This window comes from Bradyrhizobium sp. CCGUVB1N3 (assembly GCF_024199925.1).
Classification (GTDB): Bacteria; Pseudomonadota; Alphaproteobacteria; order Rhizobiales; family Xanthobacteraceae; genus Bradyrhizobium.
This window is the reverse complement of record NZ_JANADR010000001.1, coordinates 2994521-3010142: the sequence shown is the minus strand read 5'-3', so window position 1 is coordinate 3010142 and position 15622 is coordinate 2994521. Positions and strand designations below refer to the sequence as shown.

Annotated in this window: 12 protein-coding genes and 1 pseudogene; 9 read left to right on the top strand and 4 right to left on the bottom strand. The window is 62.5% G+C overall.

What is annotated here, in order from left to right:
- Positions 1-189 precede the first annotated feature (189 nt).
- Positions 190-1824 carry an NAD(P)/FAD-dependent oxidoreductase gene (locus NLM33_RS14295; protein WP_254096674.1) on the top strand — a complete coding sequence of 545 codons (1635 nt, stop codon included), beginning with the start codon at positions 190-192 and terminating at the stop codon, positions 1822-1824.
- 79 nt (positions 1825-1903) lie between these two features.
- Complete coding sequence (locus NLM33_RS14290; protein WP_254096673.1) at positions 1904-3097, top strand: serine hydrolase; 1194 nt, start codon at positions 1904-1906, stop codon at positions 3095-3097.
- Positions 3098-3310: 213 nt separating this feature from the next.
- Here the strand turns inward: NLM33_RS14290 and NLM33_RS14285 are convergent, their stop codons facing one another.
- Positions 3311-3517, bottom strand: a complete 207-nt coding sequence (locus NLM33_RS14285; protein ID WP_254094631.1) for a hypothetical protein — start codon at positions 3515-3517, stop codon at positions 3311-3313.
- Positions 3514-4617 (bottom strand): IS5 family transposase, encoded by a 1104-nt coding sequence (locus NLM33_RS14280; RefSeq protein ID WP_254094633.1) that lies wholly within the window; start codon positions 4615-4617, stop codon positions 3514-3516. Before NLM33_RS14280 ends, NLM33_RS14285 begins: the two co-directional genes overlap by 4 nt.
- A gap of 322 nt (positions 4618-4939) precedes the next feature.
- Between NLM33_RS14280 and NLM33_RS14275 the strand changes: the two genes are divergently transcribed.
- Together NLM33_RS14275 and NLM33_RS14270 are read left to right on the top strand one after the other, a co-directional pair.
- On the top strand, positions 4940-6643 hold the full coding sequence (locus NLM33_RS14275; RefSeq protein ID WP_254096672.1) for a sigma-54-dependent Fis family transcriptional regulator: 1704 nt from the start codon (positions 4940-4942) through the stop codon (positions 6641-6643).
- Positions 6643-6900, top strand: coding sequence for a helix-turn-helix domain-containing protein (locus NLM33_RS14270; RefSeq protein WP_254096671.1), 258 nt, complete (start codon positions 6643-6645; stop codon positions 6898-6900). Before NLM33_RS14275 ends, NLM33_RS14270 begins: the two co-directional genes overlap by 1 nt.
- Positions 6901-7123: 223 nt before the next feature.
- Here the strand turns inward: NLM33_RS14270 and NLM33_RS14265 are convergent, their stop codons facing one another.
- Complete coding sequence (locus tag NLM33_RS14265; RefSeq protein ID WP_254105794.1) at positions 7124-7867, bottom strand: SDR family NAD(P)-dependent oxidoreductase; 744 nt, start codon at positions 7865-7867, stop codon at positions 7124-7126.
- A gap of 138 nt (positions 7868-8005) precedes the next feature.
- Between NLM33_RS14265 and NLM33_RS14260 the strand changes: the two genes are divergently transcribed.
- The 5 genes and pseudogenes from NLM33_RS14260 (at position 8006) to NLM33_RS14245 (ending at position 14168) form a co-directional block, all read left to right on the top strand.
- A complete protein-coding gene (locus tag NLM33_RS14260) occupies positions 8006-8776 on the top strand; it encodes a methyltransferase domain-containing protein (RefSeq protein WP_254096670.1) in 771 nt (256 codons plus the stop codon).
- Between the two features lie 197 nt (positions 8777-8973).
- Positions 8974-9987 carry a DctP family TRAP transporter solute-binding subunit gene (locus tag NLM33_RS14255; RefSeq protein WP_254096669.1) on the top strand — a complete coding sequence of 338 codons (1014 nt, stop codon included), beginning with the start codon at positions 8974-8976 and terminating at the stop codon, positions 9985-9987.
- A gap of 92 nt (positions 9988-10079) precedes the next feature.
- Positions 10080-10598, top strand: a pseudogene (locus NLM33_RS49645) (TRAP transporter small permease); the annotation flags it as partial.
- A 237-nt stretch (positions 10599-10835) separates the two neighbouring features.
- Positions 10836-12119 carry a TRAP transporter large permease gene (locus tag NLM33_RS49640; RefSeq protein WP_371930118.1) on the top strand — a complete coding sequence of 428 codons (1284 nt, stop codon included), beginning with the start codon at positions 10836-10838 and terminating at the stop codon, positions 12117-12119.
- 117 nt (positions 12120-12236) lie between these two features.
- The gene (locus NLM33_RS14245; protein WP_254096668.1) at positions 12237-14168 is read left to right on the top strand and encodes an alkyl/aryl-sulfatase; all 1932 of its coding nucleotides are present in this window, start codon (positions 12237-12239) and stop codon (positions 14166-14168) included.
- Between the two features lie 130 nt (positions 14169-14298).
- Here NLM33_RS14245 and NLM33_RS14240 read toward each other — a convergent pair whose 3' ends face one another.
- On the bottom strand, positions 14299-15369 hold the full coding sequence (locus tag NLM33_RS14240) for a glycosyltransferase family 4 protein (protein WP_254096667.1): 1071 nt from the start codon (positions 15367-15369) through the stop codon (positions 14299-14301).
- Between the last annotated feature and the right edge of the window lie 253 nt (positions 15370-15622).

Here is a 15622-nt window from a genome sequence, read left to right as displayed (position 1 = left end):
CGGTCTGGTCGCACGCATCCCGTTTGAATTTCGAACGGACAGGAAATTGGCTTCCGCAGCCAACACTTCAATGACTGCAAGCGCTTAAATCCAGAAATCCGATCTGGCACGCAATCTGCGTTTCTCCCCTTGCGTCTCTCACGCCTTGCGGCGGGGAGCAGAAACAAGTCTGACATTGGGAGGGAATGCATGAGTGAGTCCAAGAGCAACGGCGCGGGCAAGCACGAAAGCTTGGACGCTGTGGTGATCGGCACGGGAGTTGCCGGCCTCTACCAGCTCTACAAGCTGCGCGACGAGCAGGGCCTGAAGGTCAAGGCCGTCGATACGGCCACCGGCGTCGGCGGCACCTGGTACTGGAACCGCTATCCGGGAGCGCGTTTCGACTCCGAGGCCTATATCTACCAGTATCTCTTTTCGGAGGAGCTCTACAAAGGCTGGAGCTGGAGCGAGCGTTTCCCCGGTCAGCCGGAGATCGAAAGGTGGCTCAACTACGTCGCCGACAAGCTCGATCTGCGCAAGGATATCCGGTTCTCTACGACGATCACGAGCGCCGTCTTCAACGAGGCGACGCAGCGCTGGACGATCACGACCGACAAGGGCGATGTCATAGACGCGCAGTTCCTCATCACCTGCTGCGGCATGCTGTCCGCGCCGCTGACGTCGGTGTTTCCCGGGCAGGACACGTTCAAGGGGATCCTCGTCCATACCGGCCGCTATCCGAAAGAGAAGCTCGATCTCGCCGGCAAGCGCGTCGCCGTGGTCGGCAATGGCGCCACGGGCATTCAGGTGATCCAGACCATCGCCGGCGATGTGGGCAGCCTGAAGGTGTTCGTGCGCACGCCGCAATACATCATTCCGATGAAGAACCCGAAATACGGGCCGAAGGAGGTCGAGGCCTACAAGGCGCGGTTCGAGGAATTCCGCAAGACCCTGCCCCACTCGTTCACCGGCTTCGAATACGACTTCACCAACGGCAATTGGAAGGATCTCACGGCGGACCAGCGTCACGCCGTTCTTGAGAAGATCTGGGATGAAGGCTCGCTGCGGCTGTGGCTCGCCTCATTTGTCGAGATGTTCTTCGAGGAGGACGTCAGCGAGGAGATCTCCGAGTTCGTCCGCAAGAAGATGCGCGCGCGCCTGAAGGACCCCAAGCTCTGCGAGGCGCTGATCCCGACCGATTACGGCTTCGGCACGCATCGGGTCCCGCTCGAGAGCAACTATCTGGAGGCTTTTCACCAGGGGAACGTCGAGCTGGTCAGCGTCAAGAACAACCCGATCAAGCGGATCACACCCCAGGGTATCGAGCTTACCGATGGCACGTCGTATGGGCTGGATGTGATCATCCTCGCGACCGGCTTCGACGCCGGCTCCGGTGCATTGACGCGCATCGACATCCGTGGCCGCAACGGCCGCTCGCTGAAGGACGAGTGGAGCCGCGACATCAGGACCACGATGGGGCTTCAGGTCCACGGCTACCCGAACCTCTTCACGACGGGCGCGCCGCTGGCACCGTCGACGGCGCTCTGCAACATGACGACGTGCCTTCAGCAGCAGGTCGAGTGGATCAGCGATTGTATTGCTTATCTCAAGAAGAACCATTTGAGCGTCATCGAGCCCACCAAGGAGACGCAGGACGCCTGGGTCGCTCATCACGATGAGATCGCGAACACGACCCTCGTGACCAAGACGCACTCCTGGTACATGGGCTCGAATGTCGAGGGCAAGCCGCGCCGTCTGCTCTCCTATATCGGCGGCGTCGGGACCTATCGCCAGAAGTGCGATGAAGTCGCCTCCTCGGCCTATCCAGGCTTTGCCAAGCAGTGATCGACGCAGGGTCGCGCAAGCGCTCCCCGCGAGCGCGGCCCTTCTTTTCGCATCTCCCAAAATTCAATGGAGGAAACACATGTGCAGAGAATTTGCTGTAGACGCCGACGCAATCCTCAATGAGACCGTCACGACGGGGCCGGGTGTCCCGGGCGTCGTCGCCATGGTGACGGATCGCAACGGCAATATCTACGAAGGTGCCGCAGGCAAGCGTCGGGCCGACAAGCCTGAGGCGATGACGACGGATACGAGCTTTGCGATCTTCTCGACCACCAAGGCGATCACCGGCACCGCCGCTCTTCAACTGATCGAAGAGGGCCGGCTTGACCTCGATGCTCCCGCGAAGAGATATGCGCCCGACATCGGCAAGCTGCAGGTGATCGACGGCTTCGACGCCAAGGGCCAGCCCAGGCTTCGCCCGCCGAAACGCGACGTGACCACGCGCATGCTGCTGCTGCACACCGGCGGATTCGGCTACGACTTCTTCAACGAGAACTATCTGCGCCTGGCGACCGACCACGGACAGCCGAGCGTGATCACCTCGTCCAAGGCCGCGATCATGACGCCGCTTCTTTTCGATCCCGGCTCAAAGTGGGAATATGGAACGAACATCGATTGGGTAGGGCAGGTCGTCGAGGGCATTACCGGCAAGCGGCTCGGCGAGGTCTTCGCCGAGCGTATCTTCAAGCCGCTCGGAATGGCGAACACGACGTTCGAGATCAATGATGTGATGCGCAGCAAGCTCGCCGGCATGCATGCCCGCAACGCCGACGGCTCGCTCACGCCGATGGACTTTGAACTGCCGGCGAAGCCCGAGGTCCATATGGGCGGGCACGGCCTCTACAGTACGGTCGGCGACTACATGCGCTTCATTCGGATGTGGTTGAACGACGGGAACGGCCCGCACGGCCGGGTGCTTAGAGCGGAGACCGTGACGATGGCGGAAAAGAACCATCTCGGCGATCTCAAGGTCAAGGCGCTGCCGGGGGTGATCAAGTCGCTCTCCAACGATGCCGAGTTCTTCCCGGGCCAGTCGAAATCCTGGTCGTTCACGTTCATGGTCAACGACGAGGAGGCCCCGACGGGCCGGCCGGCCGGCGCGCTCGGCTGGGCTGGCTTAGCGAACCTGTTCTACTGGATCGACCGGCAGAACGGCGTCGGCGGCTACTGGGCGACCCAGATTCTGCCGTTTGGCGATCCGGCTTCGTTCACCGGGTATATGCGCTTCGAGACGGCCTTCTATAACACCCTGCACCGGCGCAAGGCAGCCTGAGCATGATCCGTACCCGGAGGGCCGCGTTAGCGCAAAGTGTGACGTGGCTTTCCCTCGCGACAAACGCGGTACGCGTTTGCGCGGAGATCATGCTCAAACAGTAACCTAACAGGCTGTTGAAGAAGTCTTCGAGCGACGCGCGATAAATGGGATGTCGTCGCCATTAAGGAGGCAGATTTCACCTTCGAGTGAGCCGTCATCCCGCAGTTCGGCCTAGCCATCACCGTTGGCTGGCTCCATTTCGTCGTTTCCCTGCCAGCCGAACTGGACGGCATCGCCGTCACAGGCTCCATGAATGCAGCCCGTGAGGCAATCGAAGGCGAACTCGCCGCCGTCGTCATCGAACAGGATGTAGGCGCCCGCCACGGCCATGTCGTAGCCTGGTGTCTCGACGACCCGCCATCTACCTCGGATGCTCATGCCGGTGCCGCCAGAAGCTTGGGCAGCCGGATCAGATTATAGGCCGCAAGCGCCAGGACGAAGACGGCATCCACCCGGTCGCGGCCTCGCAGCTTGACCTTGGCCAGGCCAGCGGAACTCTTGATCCAGCCGAAGACTTCTTCGATGCGTTTGCGGCAGCGTTGGCTGATGTCATAGCCGTCGTGACGCGTGGTACGCGCGTCGACCGCCGTCTTGCGCCGCTTGCCGGTCTTACTCAGATGTCCATTGATCGCGATATGCGGAGTAACCGATCTATCTCTCAGGTCATGCACGAACTGCGTGACGTCGTAGGCTTTGTCCGCCCCCAGAGTGACCCGCTTCGCACACCCGCGCCTGTCGATCATGGCAAGCGCAATCTCTCGTTCGGCGGTGCCAGTAGCTTGGCTCACTCCACCTAAAACCGCCAAACCATTGCGGTTCTCCATCAGCGCATGGCCCATATAGCAGAGTTTGGCCGGCTGGCCGTCGCCCTTTTTATAGAGCCTGGCCTCAGGATCGGTCGTGCTCTCATGGGTCTCGTTGGATCGCTTCTCCTTGTGGAAGCTGCGCTCGGCATTGCGTCCCGGACCGTCCTGATCTTTGTCGCTGCCATCCTTCCTCCGGAAGCTCTTGATCGAAGCCCAGGCTTCAATGAGCGTGCCGTCCACCGAGAAGTGATCGCTCGACAAAAGACGCTTCACCTTCGGCTGCGCCAAAAGCGCGTTCAAGAACTTGGCCGCAATCTCACCTTCAAGCAGCCGGTCGCGGTTCTTCGAGAAGGTTGAATGGTCCCAAACCGCATCGTCCACCCCAAGCCCGACGAACCAGCGGAACAGAAGATCGAACTCCATCCGTTCCATCAGATGCCTTTCCGAGCGAACCCCATAGAACGCCTGTAGGAGCATCGCCCGAAGCAGTTTCTCCGGTGCGATCGAGGGCCGACCGAAGTCCGTGTAGAGCTTGCCAAACTCCCCAGAAAGATCGCCCAGCGCCGCATTTGCCAGATCCCTGATCGCCCGCAGCGGGTGGTCGACGCGAACCCGAGCCTCCAGGTCAACATAACTGAACAGCGAGCCAGACCGTTCGTCACTTCCCCGCATCGTGCCACCCCAGCAAAATCCTGATCCTAGGGAATCACGATCCAAAACGCTTCGCCAGAGACTTCTTCAACAGCCTGCTAAAGCGCGATGACGATTCATCCCAATCTCATCGCGCTTTAAGGGCCTTGTCAGGCACCAATAATTGGTGTGCCTCCGGCCTCACGCTTTTGCAGTGCGGTCGGAGACGCGTCAAAGTTGGGCCGTGATCCGGTAATCAGTTGCGCGTTGGCATGGAATGGTCTCAAGATTGGCCGATAAAGCTCGGGGTCCGCCAAAAACAATAAGAACCTGGACCGCTCAGCGCGTCAAAGGAGGAAGCGTGTTGGGTCAGACGCCAGAGGAAGCTTTTGCGAATCCAGGTATTGAGCGCGACGTCCTGACAAGCTGGGAGCACTTCCTGTCCGGGACCGGCGCTGGCGGGCAGGTCGTTCGACCCGCGATCAACGATTCCTGGCGGCGGAGCCGGAAGTCGGCCGTCGACTACCGGCGCAGCCAGGCTCCGATGCCGATGAATGACGAGCGGCTGCGGCGCCTGCTCGACAAGCGCACCCGCCTGGTCCATGCCGGCGCGTCGACGATGGCACTTGCGCGCGACTACATGCGGGAAACCGGCACGGTGATGGTGCTGACCGATGTCGATGGCATCGTTTTGCGCCTGGAAGGCGATACCAGGATCGCCTTGCGCAATGCGGTGGAGAAGACCCACCTGTTGCCCGGCAGCACCTGGAGCGAAGCGACCTGCGGCACCAACGCAATCGGCACGGCGCTGGAAACTGGTCAGGCCATCCAGGTGCATGCCACCGAACATTTCTGCTCAGGGATCCAGCGCTGGACCTGCTCGGCCTCCATCATCCGCGATCCCATCGATGGCGCCGTGATCGGAGCCATCGATATTTCCGGGCTGTCCGATTCCTACGGACGGCAGGCACTCGCATTGGCGATTTCTGCGGCCGCGCGCATCGAGGCCCAGCTGCTCCAGATGGAGCTGGACGCCCGTTACAGGCTTCTCGACCAATGCTTTTGGATGCTGCCTCCTTCGGACCGCCATCACGCCGTGCTGTTCGACAGTGCCGGGCGGCCCTTCAAGGCGAACGGCGAAATGGCGCAGATCTTACGCGACCTCGGCGCGCCGCACAGCCAGTCGAATTTTCCGCTCCTTGGGAGCGGCGACGATCGGCCTTGGTGCAATTCGCGCCCAGCCTGGATCAAGGAGGAATGGCTGAGACCGGTGGCGTATCAGGGCGAACATCTGGGAACCGTCATGATGGCGCCGAAGCCAGCGGTTTCGAGTAGATCCGTTTTGCCGCCCGTCCAAGCTGATGCCAGGGCTTTCACCAACATCATCCATACAGACCCCAAGATGCACGCCGTCGTCGAAAAATGCCGTCGTGTCGGCACGACCTCGGCTCCTGTCCTGCTGCTTGGCGAGACCGGTGTCGGCAAGGAGGTTTTCGCTCAAGCCATTCATTCTGCTTCCCCGCGCCGAAGCGGTCCGTTGGTCGTCGTGAACTGCGGCTCCGTCTCGCGCGAGCTGCTGGCGAGCGAACTCTTCGGCTATGTCGACGGCGCGTTCACTGGCGCGCGGCGCGGCGGCATGTCCGGAAAGATCGAGGCTGCGTCCCGCGGCACGCTGTTCCTCGACGAAATCGGCGAATTGCCGCTCGATCTCCAGCCCATGTTGCTGCGGGCTCTGGAGAATGGCGAGATCAGCAGGGTCGGCGAGACCGTGGCGCGCAAGGTGGACTTCCGTCTCGTCGCCGCGACCAACCGCGATCTGCAAGCCGAGGTGGACGCACAGCGCTTCCGCAAGGATCTGTATTACCGGCTGGCCGTCGTGCCCGTCGTCATACCGCCGCTGCGGGAGCGCTGCGACGACATTCCGCTGCTGGTCGATCATTTCGTCGCCCAGGCAAAGTCTCGCTACGGCCTTGCCGACCGCCGTTTGCGCCGGAGGTGCTCGAGTGCCTGCGCCGCTATGACTGGCCCGGCAACGTCCGCGAACTGCGCAACCTCATCGAGAGTGTGATGCTGACCAGTAGCGGCGACCCGATCGTGTCGTCGGATTTGCCTGATACCATCCGGCGCACAGAAGAAGCGCGCGAACCGGGCCTGTCTCTGACCGAGAGAGCCGAACGTGACCTGATAGCGCGTACGCTGCGGTCGTGCAGCGGCAACGTGACGGCGACCGCGTCCGCGCTCGGTCTCGCCAAAAGCACCGTCTATGCGAAGCTGCATCGCTACAACATCCGCTTCGACCCGGGCTCCGCAGGCCCTGCGCGTTGATGCCGTCGCAACATCCGCGAGTCCGTCTGCGACCGCGATCGTGGAGGCTGCTCACTCCAAGATAGTGCGATGATCGCAGATTGCCGGTGATTTGCCCGACGTGTCAAATGTGGCGCGGAGGGGGCAGCGGGTCATCCGGCAACCGCGTTTCTACTTTGCATGGGGTTGTTTTCGATGATTTGCAGGAGCAGCGTTGCCGCGGCGGCTGGTGCGCTCTCGCCGATCAGAACTGATACCGCCGCAAGCCCCCATCCACCGGGATCACCGTGCCCGTGATGTAGCGCGCGACCGGCGAGGCCAGGAATACGGCGAGGGCCGCGAGGTCCTCCGGCTCGCCCCAATAGCCGACCGGGATTTCTTCCTCGGCAAAGCGCTCGCGATAATCAGCCGGATAGTTGCGGCGGATCTGCTCGCTCATGATGCGGCCGGGCGGGATGCAGTTGATGGTGATGCCGTGCTTGCCGATCTCGCGCGACAGGCCCTTGGCCCAGGCGTGCACGGCGGCCTTCGCCGCGAAGGCGGCGTTCAGCCCTTCCGGCTCGGACTTGCCGGTGATGTTGATGATGCGGCCCCAGTTGCGCTCCATCATCTGCGGCAAGAGCGCATGCGCGATGCGGCGGTAGCTGGTGAAATTCAGCGCAATCGCCTCGTCCCACTTGCTGTCGGGCGCATCGACCGGCAGCGGACGGCTGCCGCCGGCATTGTTGACGAGGATGTCGACGTGGCCGAGCTCCTTCAGCGCAAAGGCGGCCAGCCGCTCGGCGGCATCCGGTGCCATGACGTCCTGCTCGAACGGCGTGATCAGTCCCGCGCCTGTCTCCTGCACGAGCTGGTCGAGCAGGTCCTTGCGCCGCGCCACCGCCACGACGCGCACGCCTTCGGTGGCAAGGCCCTTGGCGATGGCGCGGCCGATGCCGATGCTCGCCCCGGTGACGATTGCGGTTTTCGACTTGAGCCCGAGGTCCATGGTCACACGCTCTCTTGTTTGCTTTTGTCGTGTTTGCTGATCGTTTCCAACCCGTCCCGGGAGCGATTTGCCCGACCGGGACGAGCAGTGGTAACGAAGAGCCAAGGCGAAGGAAACACGAAAAACAGGTTCGCGAAGATGGTGTGGGATCCGCAGCAATATCTGAAATTCTCCGGCCACCGCTTGAGGCCGGCAGTCGATCTCCTGATGCGGATTCCGGATTTTGCCGTCTCTGATATCGCCGATCTCGGTGCCGGTGCCGGCAACGTCACAAAACTGATCAAGGAGCGCTGGCCGAATGCGGCCGTCACTGGCGTCGAGGGCTCCGCCGAGATGGTCGCCGCAGGCCGCAAGGCGGCGCCGGAGGTGGAATGGTCACATGAGGATCTCGGCCATTGGCGCCCGGCCAAGCAATATGACCTGATCTATTCCAATGCCGCACTGCACTGGCTGCCCAATCATGCGGCACTCTTCCCCTCGGTGATGGAGAAGGTGAGGCCCGGCGGCATGCTCGCGGTGCAGATGCCGCGCAATTTCACCGCGCCCTCGCATGTCCTGATCGGCGAGACCGCGCTGAACGGCCCCTGGCGGGCCAAGGTCGAGCACCTCGTCACCCCGCCGCCGGTCGAAGGGCCGGCCTTCTATCACGATCTCCTTGCGCCGCTCTCGCAGAACATCGACATCTGGGAGACCGAATATCTCCAGGTCCTGGAAGGCGAGAATCCCGTCAAGGAATGGACCAAGGGCACCTGGCTGACACGCTATCTCGACGTCTTGCAGGGCGAGGAGAAGGCCGCCTTCGAGGCCGCCTATGGGATGCGCGTCGCAAAAGCCTATCCGAAGAATGCCGCGGGGCAGACGCTGTTCCCGTTCCGGCGGCTGTTCATGATCGCTCAGCGCAAGGGTTAACTTCCTTCGCTGATGCGACATAAGCGCTCGCCCGTCGGGGCTGGAGCGGGCGCAAACTTGCGTATACAAGAGCCGTCAACGCGATTTGGCTGCGGCAAATTGGGCTTAGGTCTAGTTGTTCGCCTGGTGGTTTGCTGCCACTACTGAAGCCGGAAAACAAAAAAGAACCGGTTTTAGAGGTTGTTGGGAGGTACTTAATGCGCAAATTGCTGCTTGCGGCTGCTGCGGCCGCGCTCGTCTCCACGCTCTTATTGGTGCCTGCCGCCGTCCAGGCCCAGAGCCCGATCGTCATCAAGTTCAGCCACGTCGTCGCCAATGACACACCCAAGGGCAAGGGCGCGCTCAAGTTCAAGGAGTTCGCCGAGAAATACACCGACGGCAAGGTCAAGATCGAGGTCTATCCGAACTCCTCGCTCTACAAGGACAAGGAGGAGATAGAGGCGCTCCAGCTCGGTTCGGTGCAGATGCTCGCGCCCTCGACCGCGAAATTCGCGCCGCTCGGGGTGAAGGAGTTCGAGGCGCTCGACCTGCCCTGGTTGTTCAAGGACGACGAGACCTACGCCGCTGCGATGAAGGGCACCGTCGGCAAGTGGCTGTTCCAGAAACTGGAGGCAAAAGGCATCACGGGTCTGGCCTATTGGGACAACGGCTTCCACATGGTCTCCTCCAGCCGTCCGCTGATGAAGCCCGCCGACTTCCAGGGGCTGAAGTTCCGCATCTCCGGCTCGAAAGTCGCCGACCAGTATTTCCGCCTCGTCGGCTCGATCCCGCAGATCATGGCGTTCTCCGAAGTCTATCAGGCCTTGCAGACCGGTGTCGTCGACGGCTGCGAGAACACGGCCTCGAACTACCTGACGCAGAAGTTCTACGAGGTGCAGAAGGACATCACCGTGTCCTATCACGCGCATCTGCAATACGCCGTGATCGTCAATTCGAAATTCTGGGCCGGCCTGCCGCCGGATATCCGTACCCAGCTCGAGAAGGCGATGGCGGAGGCGACCGACTACACCAATTCGATCGCGCGCCAGGAGAACGAGGACGCGCTCGCTGAGATCAAGAAGTCGGGCAAGACCACGCTGCACTATCTCTCCGATGCCGACCGCAAGGCGTGGCAGGAGGCGATGCAGCCGACGTATAAATGGGCCAAGGGCCGGGTCGGGCAGGAGGTGCTCGATCTCGTCGCCAAGGAACTCGACGTCAAGATGAACTGACTCGGCCTGGCGTAGAACAACAACAAGAACGGTCGGGAGTGAATGCACTCCCGGCCGTTTCGGTCTGATAGGGGGGACTTGATTTGCTTCGCGTGCTAAATCGTGCGCTCGATCACCTCGAGGAATGGCTGATCGCGACGCTCATTGCGGCTGCAACCGGCCTCATCTTCATCGCCGTGCTGCATCGTTACGGCGCCGGCGAGTCGATCGCGCTCTCCAGATGGGCCGCCGCGCATGGGCTGACCTGGCTCGCGGCGTTGTCGAAGGCCGCATTCACCTTCCTGTCCGAGCTCGACCTGTCCTGGGCGCAGGAGCTCTGCATCTACATGTTCATCTGGATGGCGAAGTTCGGCGCGGCCTATGGCGTGCGCACCGGCATCCATGTCGGCGTCGACCTGCTCGTCAACCGCCTGCCCGAACATTCCCGCAAGCACGTGATCCTGTTCGCGCTGCTCTGCGGCGCGATCTTCACCGGCATGATCGCGGCCTTCGGCGCCTCCTTCGTCGGCGAGATGTTCCACACCGGACAGCAGTCGAACGATCTGGAAGCGCCGATGTGGATCGTCTATCTGGCGATCCCGCTCGGCTCCGGCCTGATGTGCTTCCGCTTCCTCCAGGTCGCCTGGTTCTATTTCTGGACCGGCGAACTGCCGCATCACGACGAGAGCCATGTCGAGGGTGTGCAAGCCGACGCCTCGCCCGCGCTGCATCCTCAGCCCGCCGGCGCCGTGACAAAGGCCGCTGCGCGAAAAATCTCGCCGCTCGGCGTGATCCTGATTCTGGCGCCGATCCTGATCTTCGCGCTATGCCTTGCCGAAAAGTCCGGCGTCATCGTGCTGCCGCACTGGATGCGCGCCGCGACCGTGTTTGCGCTGCTGATCGCGCTGATGCTGACGGGCATCCCGGTCTCGATCGCGCTCGGCCTCACCGTGATGACGTTCCTGTTCACGCTGACGACGGTGCCGATCGAAGCGGTCTCGATGAAGCTCTTCACGGGCATCGAGAGTTTCGAGATCATGGCGATCCCGTTCTTCATCCTCGCCGGCAATTTCCTCACCCATGGCGGCGTCGCGCGGCGCATGATCAATTTCGCGACCTCGCTGATCGGCCACTGGCACGGCGGCCTCGGGCTTGCCGGCATCGTCGCCTGCGCGATGTTCGCGCTGGTGTGCGGTTCGAGCGTCGCCACGGTGGCCGCGATCGGCGCCATCGTGCTGCCCGAGATGGTCCGCCACGGCTATCCCATGCGCTTCGGCGCCGGCATCATCACGGTCGCCGGCTCGCTCGGCATCCTGATGCTGCCCTCGATCCCGAAGATCGTCTACGCGGTCTCGACCAACACCTCGATCGGTGCGCTGTTCGTCGCGGGCCTGTTGCCAGGCATGATGCTGACCACGATGCTGTGCATCGTGACCTGGTGGCTTGCGAAGAAGCGCGACTATCCGCGCCTGCCGAAGGCGAGCTGGGGCGAGACGGTACGCACGTTCCGCGAGAGCATCTGGGGCCTGATGCTGGTCGTCATCATCATCGGCGGCATCTATAGCGGCCTGTTCACCGCGACCGAGGCGGCCGCGATGGCCGCGGTCTATTCCTTCTTCATCTCGGTCTTCGTCTACCGGGCGATCGGGATGAAGGATGTGCCGCGCGTGCTGCTCCGCGCCGCCAACACCAGCGCGATGCTGCTCTACATCGTCACCAATGCGGTGCTATTCTCCTTCGTGCTCTCCAACGAGAATCTGCCGGCGACGCTCGCCGACTGGATCGCGGCGCAGAATCTCGGCTGGGTCGGCTTCCTTCTGGTCGTCAACGTGCTGTTGCTGCTCGCCGGTAATTTCATGGAGCCGAACTCGATCATCCTGATCATGGCGCCGATCCTCGCTCCGGCGGCGAAGAAGCTCGGCATCGACCTCGTGCATTTTGGCATTGTCATCGACGTCAACATGGAGGTCGGCCTCTGCCATCCGCCTGTGGGGTTGAATCTCTACGTCGCCTCGATGATCGCGCGAATGCGCATCACCGAGCTCGCGGTCGCCGTGATGCCGTGGCTGCTCACCATGCTCGGCTTCCTCGTCATCGTGACCTACTGGCCAGAGCTGACGTTGTTCCTGCCGCGGGTGCTCGGGATGCACTAAACCGCGAGCCGGGCAAACGGTGCACCCTCTCCCCTTGTAAGGGGAGAAGGGACGATGGCAAATCGCTGCGCGATGCGGTTAGATCACCTCCAGCCAACACTCCGGGGAGGAAAATCGATGACCGAGATCGCCGGCAGCGAGCCGAAAGATGCAACGTCGTCCGTCATCACGCAGCACGAGGCGATGCTGAGCGCGCTGCCGTTTTCCGACACGCGGGATTTCGAGGACGCCGCGCGTGGCTTCCTCGGCACGATCGAGAATGCCAGAATCAACCATCCACAAGGACGGACGGTCTGGAGCCTCGAGCCCTACGGTTTCCTGTCGACCGAACAGGCGCCGCCGACGGTCAATCCGAGCCTGTGGCGCCAGTCGCGCCTCAACATGCATCACGGCCTGTTCGAGGTGGTGCCCGGCGTCTACCAGGTGCGCGGGCTGGACGTCGCCAACATGACGCTGATCGAAGGCGACAGCGGCGTCATCGTGGTCGACACCCTGACCTCGATCGAGGGTGCCCGCGCCGCGCTCGATCTCTATTTCAGCCATCGCGGCGCGCGGCCGGTCGCGGCCGTCATCTTCACCCACACCCACACCGATCACTGGGGCGGTGCACGCGGCGTTCTGGAGGAGGACGCGCTCACCACGGACCGTGTGCCGATCATCGCGCCCAACCTGTTCATGGAGCATGCGGTCTCCGAGAACATCATCGCGGGACCGGCGATGCTGCGCCGGGCGCAATATCAGTTCGGCCCGTTCCTCGCCAAGGGGCCGCGGGGGCAGGTCGATTGCGGCCTCGGCAAGTCGATGGCGGCGGGTTCCGTGGCGCTGCTGCGTCCGACCGACCTGATCGTCGCGACCGGCGACACGCGCGTGATCGACGGCGTCGAATTCGAATTCCAGATGGCGCCCAATAGCGAGGCGCCGGCGGAAATGCACTTCTTCATCCCGCGCTACAAGGTTTTGAACCTCGCCGAGAACTGCACGCATAATTTCCACAATCTGCTGCCGTTCCGCGGCGCCGACGTGCGCGATGCGCTGGCCTGGTCGAAATACCTGAACGAGGCGCTGTCCCTATGGGGCGGCAAGGCGGAGGCGATGTGCGGCCAGCATCACTGGCCGGTGTGGGGTCGCGAGCGTATCGACACCATGATCCGCCAGCAGCGCGACCTCTATAAGTTCGCGCATGACCAGACAATCCGCCTGATGAATCACGGCCTCACCGCAAGCGAGATCGCCGAGACGATCAAGCTGCCGCAAAGTCTGGAAGGCGCCTGGCACGGCCGCGGCTATTACGGCCATATCCGTCACAATGTGAAGGCGATCTACCAGAAATATCTCGGCTGGTACGATGCGAACCCCGTCAATCTCGATCCGCTGCCGCCGGTCGAATCCGGCAAGAAGTACGTCGAGTATATGGGCGGTGCGGACGCGATCCTCGCGCGGGCGCGCAAGGATTTCGACAAGGGTGAATTCCGCTTCGTGGCGCAGGCGCTGAGCCATCTCGTCTTCGCCGAGCCGGATCGTGTGGCGGCACGTGGTCTGCTCGCCGACACGTTGGAGCAGCTCGGCTATGCCGCTGAAAGCGCGACCTGGCGCAACGCCTATCTGTTCGGCGCTCAGGAATTGCGCCAGGGCATGCCGAAGACGCCGCCACGTCCGCCGATGCCGCGCGAGACGCTGGCCGCGCTTCGCACATCGCAGCTCTGGGACGTGCTCGGTATCCGTCTCAACGGCCCGAAGGCGGAGGGCAAGCACATCGTGCTGAACTGGAGCTTCACCGACACCGGCGAGACCTTCGTCCTGAATCTTGAGAATTCCGCGCTCACTTACACCGAAGGCGCGCAGTCGGAAAAAGCCGACGCCAGTTTCACGCTCGCCCGCGCCACGCTCGACGAGGTGATCGCGAAGCTCGCGACCTTCCCGGAGGCGGTTGCCGCCGGCAAGATCAAGCTGTCGGGCAATGCGCTGCGCCTCGCCGAGCTGATGGCCCTGATGGACGAATTCCCGCGCATGTTCGAGATCGTCGAGCCGAAGCGGGCGGCGGTGACGTAGGCGCTCGCCACATTCTCACTGTCATCGCCCGACTTGATCGGGCGATCCACTGTTCCAGAGGTGGCGCGAGAATACGGAGAGGCCGCGGCGTACTGGATTCCCCGCTTTCGCGGGGAATGACCACGCACCGCTACTCTGCGCTGCTAACCAGCTTGATCTTCGGCGCGGTGGCTTCCATCAGGCCGCGATAGGCGGCGAGATAGTCCAGTGCCATCCGCCGCGCGGTGAAGCGCGTTTCGAATCGCTTGCGGATCGCGGCGCGGTTCATCTGCGGGAGGCGGCCCACGACGCCGGCCGCGCTGATGACGTCCTCGACGACAAAGCCCGTCAGGCCCTCGTCGATGATTTCCGGCGCCGAGCCGCGATTGAAGGCGACGACCGGCGTTCCGCAGGCCATGGCTTCGATCATGACGAGGCCGAACGGCTCCGGCCAATCGATCGGTAGCAGCAACCCAAGCGCGCCGCTCAGGAATTCCGACTTCTCGTGATCGCTGATCTCGCCGATAAACTCCACCAGCGGATTGTTATCGATCATGGGGCGGATCAGCTCGTCATAATAGTCCTGATCGGCGCGATCGACCTTGGCGGCGATCTTCAGCGGGATACCGCAATGGGTCGCGATCTTGATCGCGCGATCGACGCCCTTCTCCGGCGCGATGCGGCCGAGCACGGCGAGATATTCCTGCTTCGCCGGCTTCGGTGTCAGCAGATTCTCCGGCAGGCCGTGATGAATCGTCGTCACCCAGTTCGCTTGTGGTACGGGGCGCCGCTGCGCGTTGGAGATCGAGATCACCGGGACCTTGGAGAAGGTGTTGAACACCGGCTGGTGCTCGGGCAGGTCGAGCCGGCCGTGCAGCGTCGTCAGGAAGGGCGTCGGCTGGCGGTAGAACAGCGACCACGGATAGTAATCGAGGTGGAAGTGGAGGAAGTCAAATTCCTCGTCGTCGCATTTCTGCCGCACTCGCTCCAGCATCACCATGTGCAGCGCGTTGGGATCGCGCACCGCGCCGTCGAGGCGGAGCGCCTTCGGCCACATTGCGTCGAGCTTGCCAGAGGTATGCGAGTCGCCGCTGGCGAACAGGGTCACGTCGTGTCCCAGCGCCACCAGTTCCTCCGTCAACCAATGCACCACCCGCTCGGTGCCGCCATACAGCTTGGGTGGAACAGCCTCCGTCAACGGAGCTACCTGCGCGATGCGCATCTCACCATCTCCTTGTCGCGATCATGAAAGTTGAACCCCAGCTCACTTCGGCACCGGCATGCCAGCCATGGGAACGTTCCCGCATCTGCGAAGTTCCGCTCTCAAAGGTTACTTATTCGACACGTCCGCAATGCGGCGTGACTCGTCCGCAATCTGGTCTTGATGATGTCACGACTGCTTCTCAGTCCGTCCGCATCGTCATGTCGTGATCGCATTGCACGGGAACCGGAACGAACCGGTCGATGTTCACTCA

Coding starts and splice junctions, on each gene's coding strand:
- NLM33_RS14270 (WP_254096671.1), top strand. CDS start 6,643: ATGCTGACCAGTAGCGGCGACCCGATCGTGTCGTCGGATTTGCCTGAT.
- NLM33_RS14265 (WP_254105794.1), bottom strand. CDS start 7,867: ATGGACCTCGGGCTCAAGTCGAAAACCGCAATCGTCACCGGGGCGAGC.
- NLM33_RS14280 (WP_254094633.1), bottom strand. CDS start 4,617: ATGCGGGGAAGTGACGAACGGTCTGGCTCGCTGTTCAGTTATGTTGAC.
- NLM33_RS14285 (WP_254094631.1), bottom strand. CDS start 3,517: ATGAGCATCCGAGGTAGATGGCGGGTCGTCGAGACACCAGGCTACGAC.
- NLM33_RS14295 (WP_254096674.1), top strand. CDS start 190: ATGAGTGAGTCCAAGAGCAACGGCGCGGGCAAGCACGAAAGCTTGGAC.
- NLM33_RS14255 (WP_254096669.1), top strand. CDS start 8,974: ATGCGCAAATTGCTGCTTGCGGCTGCTGCGGCCGCGCTCGTCTCCACG.
- NLM33_RS14245 (WP_254096668.1), top strand. CDS start 12,237: ATGACCGAGATCGCCGGCAGCGAGCCGAAAGATGCAACGTCGTCCGTC.
- NLM33_RS14290 (WP_254096673.1), top strand. CDS start 1,904: ATGTGCAGAGAATTTGCTGTAGACGCCGACGCAATCCTCAATGAGACC.
- NLM33_RS14260 (WP_254096670.1), top strand. CDS start 8,006: ATGGTGTGGGATCCGCAGCAATATCTGAAATTCTCCGGCCACCGCTTG.
- NLM33_RS49640 (WP_371930118.1), top strand. CDS start 10,836: ATGCGCGCCGCGACCGTGTTTGCGCTGCTGATCGCGCTGATGCTGACG.
- NLM33_RS14240 (WP_254096667.1), bottom strand. CDS start 15,369: ATGCGCATCGCGCAGGTAGCTCCGTTGACGGAGGCTGTTCCACCCAAG.